General features: G+C 64.1%; 10 protein-coding genes. 4 read left to right on the top strand and 6 right to left on the bottom strand.

All coding sequences use genetic code 11. The annotated features are described in order from the left end of the window. The first annotated feature begins 42 nt into the window (after positions 1–42). Together B9N93_RS06155 and B9N93_RS06150 are read left to right on the top strand one after the other, a co-directional pair. Positions 43–708 (top strand): DUF1614 domain-containing protein, encoded by a 666-nt coding sequence (locus B9N93_RS06155; RefSeq protein WP_085211860.1) that lies wholly within the window; start codon positions 43–45, stop codon positions 706–708. Positions 709–818: 110 nt separating this feature from the next. Continuing rightward, complete coding sequence (locus tag B9N93_RS06150) at positions 819–1853, top strand: ribonuclease T2 family protein (protein WP_085211858.1); 1035 nt, start codon at positions 819–821, stop codon at positions 1851–1853. A 56-nt stretch (positions 1854–1909) separates the two neighbouring features. Here B9N93_RS06150 and ftsY read toward each other — a convergent pair whose 3' ends face one another. The 3 genes from ftsY to B9N93_RS06135 all read right to left on the bottom strand — a co-directional run bounded on the left by ftsY (position 1910) and on the right by B9N93_RS06135 (position 5316). Beyond that, on the bottom strand, positions 1910–3928 hold the full coding sequence (gene ftsY / locus B9N93_RS06145; RefSeq protein ID WP_085211856.1) for a signal recognition particle-docking protein FtsY: 2019 nt from the start codon (positions 3926–3928) through the stop codon (positions 1910–1912). 84 nt (positions 3929–4012) lie between these two features. Next, positions 4013–4597 carry a hypothetical protein gene (locus tag B9N93_RS06140; protein WP_125468865.1) on the bottom strand — a complete coding sequence of 195 codons (585 nt, stop codon included), beginning with the start codon at positions 4595–4597 and terminating at the stop codon, positions 4013–4015. Next, positions 4594–5316, bottom strand: a complete 723-nt coding sequence (locus B9N93_RS06135) for an SURF1 family protein (RefSeq protein ID WP_254899344.1) — start codon at positions 5314–5316, stop codon at positions 4594–4596. The genes B9N93_RS06140 and B9N93_RS06135 overlap by 4 nt, the downstream gene beginning before the upstream one ends. A 102-nt stretch (positions 5317–5418) precedes the next feature. Here B9N93_RS06135 and B9N93_RS06130 point away from each other — a divergent pair, with 102 nt between their 5' ends. Both B9N93_RS06130 and B9N93_RS06125 read left to right on the top strand, forming a co-directional pair. Beyond that, a complete protein-coding gene (locus tag B9N93_RS06130) occupies positions 5419–5676 on the top strand; it encodes a twin transmembrane helix small protein (RefSeq protein ID WP_254899343.1) in 258 nt (85 codons plus the stop codon). A 252-nt stretch (positions 5677–5928) separates the two neighbouring features. Continuing rightward, on the top strand, positions 5929–8265 hold the full coding sequence (locus B9N93_RS06125) for a DUF1631 domain-containing protein (protein ID WP_176225152.1): 2337 nt from the start codon (positions 5929–5931) through the stop codon (positions 8263–8265). Between the two features lie 142 nt (positions 8266–8407). Here the strand turns inward: B9N93_RS06125 and B9N93_RS06120 are convergent, their stop codons facing one another. From B9N93_RS06120 to gap, 3 genes are all read right to left on the bottom strand, one after another. Continuing rightward, positions 8408–9406 carry a class 1 fructose-bisphosphatase gene (locus B9N93_RS06120; RefSeq protein WP_085211848.1) on the bottom strand — a complete coding sequence of 333 codons (999 nt, stop codon included), beginning with the start codon at positions 9404–9406 and terminating at the stop codon, positions 8408–8410. Between the two features lie 23 nt (positions 9407–9429). Further along, positions 9430–10932 (bottom strand): pyruvate kinase, encoded by a 1503-nt coding sequence (gene pyk / locus B9N93_RS06115; RefSeq protein WP_085211846.1) that lies wholly within the window; start codon positions 10930–10932, stop codon positions 9430–9432. A 90-nt stretch (positions 10933–11022) separates the two neighbouring features. Next, complete coding sequence (gene gap, locus B9N93_RS06110; RefSeq protein WP_085211844.1) at positions 11023–12033, bottom strand: type I glyceraldehyde-3-phosphate dehydrogenase; 1011 nt, start codon at positions 12031–12033, stop codon at positions 11023–11025. Positions 12034–12262: the final 229 nt, after the last annotated feature.

The following is a 12262-nucleotide window of genomic DNA, read 5'->3' as shown; positions in this document are numbered from 1 at the left end:
GGGCTGCGGCCCCGCCCTTCCCTATACCCGCCACACCCGCCCATGCGTTCTCCCTTTTCGCCCCTCTATCTATTCCTATTCATGGGCTTGCTGCTGTGGCTGGTCTTCAGCATCAACCTCGGGCTGATCGCCCTGAGCTTCGAGAAATTAGGGCTAGACCCCGATTCCGCCTTCACTTTGCTGCTGACCTCCCTACTTGGCAGCGCCATCAACCTGCCGCTGTTCAGCCTGAAGGCGGACCCGCCGCGCCACGATATCGACCTGCTATACCATGGGCTGCTGCGGCGTCCGCTGCTGCCGTTCACGGGCCGCATCCAGATCGCGGTGAACGTGGGCGGCTGTTTGGTGCCGGTGTTCTTCTCGGGCTTCTTGCTGCGCCATGCGGCGATCCCGCCGCTGCATGTGCTGGCCGCGACGGCGGCGGTCGCCGCCATCAGCTATGCGCTGAGCCGCCCGATCCCCGGCGTCGGTATCGGGATGCCCATGCTGGTGGCCCCGGTGTCGGCGGCGCTGCTGGCGGTGTGGCTGGGCGGCGAATACCGCGCCGCGCTGGCCTATATCTCCGGCTCGCTGGGGGTGTTGATCGGGGCCGATTTGCTCAGGCTCAAGGATGTGCGGGCGATGAACGCGCCGATGGCGTCCATCGGCGGGGCCGGGACGTTCGATGGGATTTTCATTACGGGACTGGTGGCGGTATTGTTGAGTTGAGCCTCGATACCGCAGCCGGTTTTGATCGACAGATTCCCGCTTAAGCCGGATGATCCTTGCGGAACCCAATCCGCCGATTCCCCACCCATCCCGTCGACGAGCGAATCCGAATGCAAACGCGCCATTCCTATTGTTTATGCACCGCGCTGGCCTTGGGCGCGGCTTGGTTTTCCATGGCCCAGGCCGCCCCACTCGGCAGTTTCCACGCCGACAGCGCCTGCGAAGCCTATCTCTCGAAAAACAAAAAGACCAACCCGGACCACGCCCAAACCCAACCCGGCACCGATTACACCGTCCTCGCCTTCAACAAGCCGGTCGATCCCGATTACTACCAGATCGCCGTACCGGGCGCGGTGGGCGGCACCGCCCGCTGGGTGGCAAAGGATTGCGGCAGCTTCACGGCGGACGGCACGGCGTCCGGGCCACCCCAAAACCCGCCGATTTCCCACACCAGCGGTGCAAGCTGCCAGATCGCCCACCACGCCGACAGCTACGTCCTGGCCTTGAGCTGGGAGCCAGCTTTCTGTGAAAGCCATGGCGACAAACCCGAATGCGGGATCGACGACCGCAAGGCGTTCCAAGCCCGCAACTTCACCCTGCACGGCCTGTGGCCCAACCAAAAGGACTGCGGCCAAAGACAGGGCTATTACGCCTATTGCGGCGCGGTGAAGGACAAACCGGCGGGCGGCTTCTGCGCTTATCCCCCGGTGGAACTGGGCGGGCCGGTACGTGCAGGATTGGGGGTGGTGATGCCCAGCGTCGCCGCCGATTCTTGCCTGGAACGGCACGAATGGCATAAGCACGGCGCTTGCGGGGCTTGGACGCCCGATGCGTATTTCGCGCTGGCGATCCGGCTGGACCACGAGTTCAACGATTCCGGCGTGGCCCGCTTCGTCGGCGACCATATCGGCCAGTCGGTGGATACGGCGGAATTCTTCAAGCAGGTGGATACGGCGCTGGGCGTGGGCGCAAGCCAGAAGATAAGCCTGGGTTGCAAAAAAGGGCTATTGGTCGATGTCGCCATCAATCTGCCCGCCCCGCTCGATCCCAAGAGCGATTTGAAAACCCTGATCGCGCAGGGCGAGGCCAGCCCCGGCGCGGGTGACTGTGGCCAGCGTTTCAAAATCGACGCCATTGGTCAATAACAAAAAACCCCGTCCGCACCGGGCACCCTGGCGCGGACGGGGTTTCAACTCCACCGTTACTCGGCGAACAAAGCCTCGATGAACTGCTTGGCGTCGAAATCCTGCAAGTCGTCGATGCCCTCGCCCACGCCGATATAACGGATCGGAATCCCGAACTGCTTGGCCAGCGCGAAAATCACCCCACCCTTGGCCGTGCCGTCCAGCTTGGTCAAGGCGATGCCGGTCAAACCCACGGCGTCGTTGAACTGCCGCGCCTGGTTGATGGCGTTCTGGCCGGTACCGGAATCCACCACCAGTAATACCTCGTGCGGGGCGGTCTCGTCCAAGCGGCGCATGATGCGTTTGATCTTGCTGAGTTCGTCCATCAGGTTGGACTTGGTGTGCAGGCGTCCGGCGGTATCGGCGATCAAGACATCGATATTGCGGGCCTGGGCTGCCTGCACCGCGTCGAAGATCACCGAAGCCGAATCCGCCCCGGTGTGCTGGGCCACCACATGGACATGGTTGCGCTCGCCCCAGGTCTGCAATTGCTCCACCGCCGCCGCGCGGAAGGTATCGCCCGCCGCCAGCATCACGCTATGCCCATCCTGCTGGAAACGCTTGGCCAGTTTGCCGATGGTGGTGGTCTTGCCCACCCCGTTGACACCCACGACCAGGACGACATAGGGCCGGGTCTCGGGCGGGATCACCAAGGGTGCATCGACCGGGGCCAGGATATCGTAGAGGTATTCGCGCAATTTCGCGGTCAAGGTCCGCACGTCGGCCAGTTGGTTGCGGTCCAGGCTGTCGGTGAGATGATCGACGATATCGCGGGTGGCGGTGACGCCGATATCGGCGGTGAGCAACTGGGCTTCGATATCGTCCAGCAAATCGCGGTCGATGGCCTTCTTGCCCAGGGCCAGATCGGCCAGGAAGCCGGTCAAGCCGCCGCGGGTCTTGCCGAGGCCGCTCTTGAGCTTGCCGAACAGGTTGTCCGCCGGGGCGCGGGCCGGGACTTCGACCAGCGGCGGCGGCACCAAGGTCGGCGGCAACTCGATCTCGGTGGGTAATTCGCCGACCGGGATTTCCTGCCCGACCGGCAGCGGACGTTGTGCGGGCACCTCGGCCCGGCGCGGCACGCCCAGGAAATACTGGATATGCACCAAATCCAGCAGCAACAAGGCAGCGACCACGCTATGCGCCACGGCCACCGCCACCGGCAGGCGCAGCAGCACCGCCGCCACCCCCAACCCGACCTGCACCAGCAGCAGGAAGCTCAGCAGCAGCCCGGCCTTGCTCAAACGCGGCACCTTGGGATTGGAAGTCACGCCCATGGCCAGAACGCTGAGCAGCACGAACACCACCCCGGCCCCGATCCGGTGCGCCCAATGCACGGCGACCAAGGCGGACGGCGGCAACAAAGCCCCGAGATAACCCGGTTCGAGCGCCCGCAAAATCTCGAAGCCCCCGGCGTAATCGGCCTCGGGCCAGGGTTCGCCCAGGCAAGTCGGGAAATCGGGGCAGGATAGCGCGGCGTAATTCGACGACACCCAGCCGCCCAGGAACAGTTGCGCGAACAAGGCCAGCAGCCCGAACCGGCCCAACCAGCGCAGACCCGTGGTCTCGCCGACCGGGGCGGACTGCGGTCCCACGGTCAGGAACAGCCGGTACAAGCCAGCCAGGGTCAACAAGCCCAGCAATAGATGCGCCGTCACCACCGGCGGCAGCACATGCAGCCGCACCGTCCACATCCCCAGCGCGGCCTGCCCCGCCACCAGCACCAGCCCGGTGTAGGTCCAGGCAATGGCCCGGCCCCGGTTCTCGCGCACGGTGAACACCAGCCCCGCCAGAACCAGCATTAAAACGCCCAAGGCACCGGCCAGATAGCGATGGCCCATTTCCTTCCAGGCCTTCACCGCGTCGAAGCCCGCTTCGGCCCCGCCGGAACCGGGCTGGGGCGGCTCGACCCATAGCTTGCCATAGCAGCCGGGCCAATCCGGGCAACCGAGGCCGGCATCGGAAATACGCACATAAGCTCCCGCCGCCACCACGCAGAAGGCCAGCAACAGGGTTAAAAAGGTCAGTTTTCTGAACATGGTCCTAGCTTGTCGTTTCTTGTTATGGATCGCATCGTCGCGATGGGCGGAGTCGTCCCGCCGCCGCCCTGGAAAAGGTCCGGGTCAGCCGATCTGGGACGCCCTGAGCAAATGCTTGAGGTCTTTCAATAGCCCGTAGGGATCGAAGCCACCCGCGTACCACAATACCAAGTTACCCAGGGGATCGAGCAGGTACACCCGGTCGTCGCTGGACGGCCCCCCCGTGGCTTCGGCCAGGACGCGGGTCACGGCCTCGGAAGCGCCCGCCACCACCAGATCGTCGTCGGCCTGGAACGGGGTGCCGACGGGCACCAACAGTAGGCGTGCGACCCTGGCGATATCTTTGTTGACCATCAACCGGACCTGATGGGTCTTGTGCAGGGTGTCGGCACACACCGCCCCGCACCCGCCCGCGGCCACATGCAGCAACACCCAGCGCCCTTTGATCCCGGCCAAGGCTTCCGGTGGGCTGACCGGGTTTTTCAGCAACCCGGCGGGATCGATGGGCCGGGGCGGCAAGGCGAGCTGGCCGTAATTGCTGCGGCTGGCGATGAGTTCGGGATGCTTGGCGTAATACCAAGCCAGGACGAAAGGAACCACCGCCAGCAAGGCGATGATGACGATCACGGCGCGGCTGCGCCATTGGGAGGGATGCGGTCGTGGTGTCATGGGCAGGGTCGGTCGATGGGGTCGGGGCTCGCGGCGCGTTTCCCGGCGGCGAAACCGTGCCGGATATACAGCACGGTCGCCACCAGGGCGAACAGGAACCATTGCAGGGCGTAGCCCAGATTCTTTTCCGGCGTCAGGCGGTTCTCCCGCCAAGCGCGGACATAGCCCTCGCCTGCCGATTCGTCCAATAATACCTGATACGGCAACACCGGATAACCAAGCCGTCCGGCCAGCGCCTCCGGTTCCGCCACCTGCACCAGGGCGGGCCAACCGGGCGCGGGCACCTCCGCCCCCTTGAGCTTGAGCCCCACCGCCGGAAAATGTTCCACCACGCCGGACAGCCGCACCGCCGCCACCGCCAGCGTGGGGTCGGGAAGCCGGGCGCGGTCCCGGCCCAGGGGCATCCAGCCCCGGTTGACCAAGACCGCCATCCCGCTGCCGGCGATGCGCAAGGGCGTCAGCACCTCGTAGCCCGGCTGCTGCCCGCGCATCCGGTTGTCGAGCAGGAATTGGTGGGCGGCATCGTATTCGCCCGCGACAACGACCCGGCGGTAGCGCAGCGCTTCCAGGTCGGTCTGCTGTCCATCCAGGCGCAAGGGGGTATCCTGGCCGCGCGATTCGCGCGCGGCCATCAAAGCCTTCTTCTCATCGGCGCGATGCAATTGCCAAATCCCCAAGGCCAGGAACAAACCCAAGCCCATGGCAAATAGCAGGGACATACCCCAACCCGGTTTAAAGCTATAATGATTCAAACATCATCCCCCGTCGCGCAAAGCCCGGAACCCCCGGCATTCCAGCAAACACATCGGCATCTATTTCCCGTGAAGGCAATTATCCTCTTGATACTCCTGGTCATCGTCGTCAGCCTCGGCTCGGCGCTGTATTACTTGCTCAAAGACCCCAACCGCTCCGAGCGCACGGTCAAGGCGCTCACGGTCCGCATCGCATTGTCCATCGGATTGTTCTTGCTGCTATTGCTGGCCTATGCCACCGGGATCATCCAACCCCATGGGGTGCGCGGGCATATCTCGGGAGCGTCTCTGGCCGGCCCCGCCCAAAACCCCGGCAATTTACCCTAAGTCCCGGTCGCGACCAATGGGACGCCTGCGTTTCCGGCCACGCGCTTCCGCGGGATACGGGTTTTACCGCGGAATCCTCCCGATCCGGCAGCGGATGTATCGCGGCCACGCATCGCCGCCAGGGCCAGTCCGATAAAACCCCCATCGCCCGGATTTCCGCGTCCCGCGCAATTCCCAGCATAAATCACGAGACTGCATACGATGGACTCTTACAAAACCCATTCCAGCGCGACAGAAGCGGCATACCCAGGCATGCTCCCGCGCTACCTGGATTTATTGCGGACTTGCCGGGACCGGGTGGTCGAGGGGTTCGGCGGGTTGTTCGAGTCTATGTTCGACGAGTTGGACGATTTCATGCTGCAACTGGCCGAGAACGCCGAGACCAACCAACAGCGGGGCCATTATTTCGAGGCCATGCATACCGCCCTGCTCAACCAAGCCGGCCTCAAGCAAATCTTCACCGGGGAAATCGCCAAGGGGTTCGACAATTTCGCTGCCGGGCAGGCCGAGCCGCTCAGGACCCCGGTGGCCCAGCAGCAGCGCAAACTCAGCCTGATCGACCAGGATGATTACGAGGTTTCCCTGGCCTATGCCGAGGTGACGCGCAAGGCCAACGAAGCCTACATGGGCCAGTTGCTGGCCCTGAACCACCGGCTGGCAGTGCTGGCCGGGGGCGTCAAGCTGGGCGAGACCCATCCGGGCCTGCCGGGCTGCCCCGCGCAAATCTGCGACGCCATGCAGACCGCCTTGGAAGCCCTGAGCCCGGAGGTGGAATTCGACCTGCTGATCCAATGGGCGGGGGAGTTCGAGCGGCGCATCATGCAGCAGGCGGATGGACTCTACCAGGCCTACAACCGGGAACTCATCCTGGGCGGCATCCTCCCCCATCTGTCGCTGGAGGCCATCGGCTTCGAGGCCGCGACCACCGGCTCCAGCCTGCTCAAGCCGACGCCGCCCGAACCCGTCGAACCACCCGCGTCCGCCCCGCCCGAGGACGAGGAACCCGAAGCCACCCCGGAACACGAGTTGTTCCAGGGCATCCAGGATTTATTGGCGAACCGGCGGCGGGAGCCCTTGCCCGCCATCGTCCCCCCGGACGACGAGTCCGCGCTCCCCGGCCACGCCCCGACGGAGTCGCCCGGCCCCATGGCGGCACGACCGGCGCGGACCGCCACCAGCCCGGCCATGCACACCGATTACGCCAGCCTGATGCGCTCGCTGAACGCGTTGCAATTCAACGCCCCGTCCTTGGCCCAGGTATCGTTCGCCCAGATGCCCCTGGACGCGGTCAAGGAAAATTTCGCCCAGCAATCCGCCGCGCTGGCCACCCTGGTGCAGGAACAACAGGTATCGAGCGCCGACGCCGATATCATCGACCTGGTGGGGATGCTGTTCGAGTTCATCCTCAACGACAAGAGCCTGCCCGATTCGGCCAAGGCGCTGCTGAGCCACCTGCATACGCCCTACCTCAAGGTCGCGATGCTGGACCGCAAATTTTTCTTCCGCAACAAACATCCGGCCCGCCGCCTGCTGAACGCCCTGTCCCAGGCCGGGGCGCTGTGCAATGGCGAGGGCGATGTCCAAGGCATCTTCGCCAAGATGCGCGGGGTGGTCGAGCGGGTCGTCCAGGATTTCGAGGACGACACCCGGTTGTTCAACACTTTGTTGGAGGATTTCACCGCTTTCGTCGACCAGTTCGGCCACCGCTCCGAGGCCATGGAGAAGCGTTCGGTGGAAGCCGCCAAGGGCCGCGAGCGCCTCCGGGAAGCCCGGCAGGCGGTGTCCAGGGCGCTGGTCGATATGACCTGGGACCATCCCCTGCCCAAGACCATCGACACCCTGGTCATGGGTTCCTGGGCCAACCTCCTGGTGCTGGTCTACCTCCGCAACGGCCCGGACAGCCAGCAATGGCGGGACGGCATCCAGGTGGTGACCGATATCATCTGGAGCGTGCAACCCAAAACCAGCCCGGCGGAGCGGTATAAGCTGTGGGACATGCTCCCCGGACTCAAAAGCCGCATCCAGGACGGCCTCGCCCTCATCGGCGACCCCGAAGTCAACACCAAGGCGGTAATGAACGATATCGACGCCGTGTTCGACGATCTCCTGAGCGCGAAGGAAGAAGAGGAAACCCGGAACCTGCTGGAGCCACCGCCCGGCCCGCTGCCCGATATCCGGTTGGACATCACCCCCGCCCCGCCGGAAATCCAATCCGACCGCGCGGTCTGGGACGATATCGACCCGCCGCTCCCGCCCACCGAGCCGCCGTCCAAGTATCTGCCGCCGGAGGTGGTCCGGTACGCCGAAATCCTCAAGGTGGTCAAGCTCGGCACCTGGTTCGAGTTCGGCGTCCCCGAAACCAAGGCCCGCATCCGGGCCAAGCTGTCCTGGTTCAGCCCGCACACCTCGTACTACATCTTCGTGGACCAGGGCGGCATCCAGGTCGCGGTCAAGTCCATGCGCACCCTCTGCCACGAGATGGCGCGGGGCGAGACCCGGATCGTGCCCATCGCCAAGAAACCCCTGATGGACCGGGCCTTGGAGACGGTCCACAGCCTGCTCGGGCAATCCGACAAACAACCGGCCTGACCCAGCGTCCCCGGCCGCCCCCCGGTCGAGCGGTATATTCGGAGCCCAAAGCCCGCTTTGGACCCCACCCGATCACGGACACAAAAAAGCCCGGCCTCGCGACCGGGCTTTGCCATCTCGGGCAGCGGGACCGGCTAAGACCTCAGCCTTCCAGGTGGTAAGCAACCAACCGCGCCACTTCGTTCTTGGAACCCAGAATCACCGGCACGCGCTGGTGGACGCTGACCGGCTGGATATCCAGGATGCGCTCGCGGCCCGTGGAAGCCATGCCGCCGGCCTGCTCCACGATGAAGGACATCGGGTTGGCCTCGTACAACAGGCGCAGGCGGCCGCCCTTGGTCTTGAGCTTCTCGTCCATCGGATAGGTGAACAAGCCGCCGCGCATCAACACGCGGTAGACCTCGGCCACCATCGACGCCAGCCAGCGCATGTTGAAATCCTTCTCGCGCCCGCCGGATTTGCCCGCCACGCACTCGTCCACATAGCGCCGCATCGGAGCTTCCCAGAAGCGGTGGTTGGACATGTTGATGGCGAACTCAGAGGTGTCCTCCGGGATGGTGATGTTCGGGTGGGTCAGGATGAACTCGCCGACGTTGCGGTCCAGGGTGAAGCCATTGACGCCGTTGCCGGTGGTCAGGATCAGGATGGTGGTCGGGCCGTAGATGCAAAAGCCCGCCGCCACTTGCTGCGTACCCGGTTGCAGAAAATCCTCGGCGGTGGGGTTGTCGTTCGGAGCCAACAGCACCGAGAAGATGGTGCCGATGCTGAGGTTCACCTCGATATTGCTGGAACCGTCCAAGGGGTCGAAGCAAATCAGGTATTTGCCACGCGGATAGCCTTCCGGGATCGGGATGATCTCGTCGTGTTCCTCGGACGCCATCCCGGCCAGATGGCCGGTCCAGCTCAGCGAATTGACGAAGATTTCATCCGACAGCACGTCCAGCTTCTTCTGGACCTCGCCCTGGATGTTCTCGTGGCTGCCGATGCTGTCCAGGTTGCCCGCCAGGGCGCCGCGGTTCACCTCGTGGCCGATGCCCTTGCACGCCCCGGCGATATCGGTCAGCAACAGGGTCAATTCGCCCGTGCCGCCCACCCGGCGTTGCTCGGAAATCAGGAATTGGGTCAGGTGTTGGCCTTGCATTGTCTCCCTCCTGTTTGATTTTCTTAGGATTTACCGCAACCAGGACATAAGTCCTTCCAGTTTTCCGGAGCGGCCGCGATGATGTCCGTCACATGGGCGATTTTCATGGCGTTGGTGCCGCCGGTATGGCCGCTCAGGTCGCCCTTGGTCAGGATCAAGGTATCGGACTCGTCCACCAGGCCGCGCCGCATGAATTCCTCGACGATGGCGCGGTTCAGCACCGCGTGGTCGTGGATGCCCCGGTCGTCGAAACTGATGGGATAAACGCCACGGAACAGGGTGACGCGCCGACAGGTCTTTTCGTGCGAGGTCAGCGCGAAGATCGGGATGCCCGAGCTGATGCGCGACATCCACAAGGGGGTCGAGCCGCTCTCGGTCAAGGCGCCGATGGCGCGGACCTCCAGATGGTTGGCGGCGTACATCGCCGACATGGCGATGGTTTCGTCGATGCGGCTGAAGGACTCGTGCAGGCGATGCTTGGAGCGCTCGCGGGGATATTTCTCGGCCTCGACGCAGACGCGGGCCATGGCTTCCACCGCCGCGTCCGGGTAGTCGCCGGAAGCGGTCTCGGCGGACAACATCACCGCGTCGGTACCGTCGAACACCGCGTTGGCCACGTCCGACACCTCGGCGCGGGTCGGCAAGGGGTTGTTGATCATCGACTCCATCATCTGGGTGGCGGTGATCGCGACCTTGTTGTAGGTGCGGGCCAGCTTGATCATGTGCTTTTGCACATGCGGCAGCCGGGCGTCGCCGATCTCGACGCCGAGATCGCCCCGCGCCACCATGATGGCGTCGGACGCCTGGATGATGCCGATCAGGGTTTCTTCGATGATGGCCTCGGCGCGTTCGACCTTGGCCACTAGGCGCATGTCGCTGCCTTCCTGATCCAACAGGGCGCGGGCTTCCTCCATGTCCTCGCGGGAACGCGGGAAGGAGATCGCCAGATAATCGGCCCCGATGGAGACGGCGGTCTTGAGGTCTTGCTTGTCCTTGTCGGTCAGGGCCGGGGCGGACAGGCCGCCGCCTTGCTTGTTGATGCCCTTGTGGTTGGAGAGGACGCCGCCCACGGTCACGGTGCAACTAATCCGGTTGCCGACCACGGTATCGACCTGCATGGCGATCAGGCCGTCGTTCAACAGCAGCAGGTCGCCGGGTTTCACGTCGCGGGGCAAGTCCTTGTAATCGCAACCGACCTGGGTCTCGTCGCCCACGTCTTTGGGCAGGTCGATGTCGAGGTCGAATTTCTGGCCGCGCACCAGGGTGACCTTGCGGTTGTCCTTGAAGCGGGCGACGCGGATCTTCGGACCCTGCAAGTCGGCCAGGATCGCCACATGGCGCTTGAGCTTCTTGGAAATCTCGCGGACCCGCTCGGCGCGGGCGCGGTGTTCGTCGGCGGTGCCGTGGGAGAAATTAAGCCGGACCACATCGGCCCCGGCGCGGATGATTTTTTCGAGCATCTCGGGCGACTCGGAAGCCGGGCCCAAGGTGGCGATGATCTTGGTTCTACGGAAGACCTTGTTCATTCGATTTAGCTTGCCTCGGATGTGTTGGGACCGCCCCGTGGGCGGTCCCGGTCAAGCGAACAGAGAGGGGCGCAAAGCCCCCGGCCCGGCTTAGTGGGCGTTCATCAGGGCCACGGTGGTATCCAACATGCGGTTGGAGAAGCCCCACTCGTTGTCGTACCAGGACAGCACCTTCACCAGATTGCCGATCACCTGGGTCTGGGTGGAATCGAAGTTGGAGGAAGTGGTGCTGTGGTTGAAGTCGCTGGAAACCAAGGGCTCGACGTTGTAGCCCAGGATGCCCTGCAAGTAGCCCTCGGAAGCTTCCTTCAGGATGGCGTTGACTTCATCCTTGGTGGTTTCGCGGCCCGCGACGAAGGTCAGATCGACCACGGAGACGTTCGGGGTCGGCACGCGGATGGCGAAGCCGGACAGCTTGCCGTTCAGTTCCGGCAGCACCAGGCCCACGGCCTGGGCCGCGCCGGTCTTGGTCGGGATCATGTTGAGGGCGGCGGCGCGGGCGCGGTACAGGTCGCTGTGGTAGACGTCGGTCAGCACCTGGTCGTTGGTGTAGGCGTGGATGGTGGTCATCAGGCCGGACACCAGGCCGATCTTGTCGTTCAGCGGCTTGACCAAGGGGGCCAGACAGTTGGTGGTGCAGGAGGCGTTGGAGATGACCTGATGCTCGGCCTTCAACACGTCATGGTTGACGCCGTAGACGACGGTGGCGTCGGCTTCGTTCTTGTCGGCGGGGGCGGAGATGATGACCTTCTTGGCACCGGCTTGGATGTGCGGCATGCACTTGGCCTTGTTGCGGAAGATGCCGGTGCATTCCAGCACCACGTCCACACCCATCGCGCCCCAGGGCAGCTTGGAAGGATCGCGCTCGGAGAAGGCCTTGATGCTCTTGCCGTTGACGACGATTTCGCCTTCGCCCAGCACGACGGTGCCTTTGAACGGACCGTGGACGGTATCGTGCTTGGTCAGATGGGCGTTGATCTTGGCATCGCCCAGATCGTTGATGGCGACGATTTCAACGTCCTGGCGGCCGGACTCGAACAATGCGCGCAGCACGTTGCGTCCGATACGGCCATATCCGTTGATTGCAACTTTGATCGTCATGGGTTTTTCTCCAAAGGGTTAGGGAAAGGATGGGGAGCGGGACGGAGATTCCGGCAATCCCGGCTCCTAGAGCCTGTGCGCCGCCGGGAAGCGCGGGGATGGCGGGTGGCGTCGCCGGATGACAGGCGCGTCGCGGACCAGTCGCCCGCTCCGCTAAATCCCGGCTTTTCCTGATAATTTAGCCGGGGAATATAACAAACGCGCCTAATTTTCGGAAGCCTGCTTCTGT

Source organism: Methylomagnum ishizawai (assembly GCF_900155475.1).
GTDB lineage: Bacteria > Pseudomonadota > Gammaproteobacteria > Methylococcales > Methylococcaceae > Methylomagnum > Methylomagnum ishizawai_A.
Note: the sequence above shows the minus strand (reverse complement) of the source record. Positions and strands in the feature narration are given on the sequence as shown.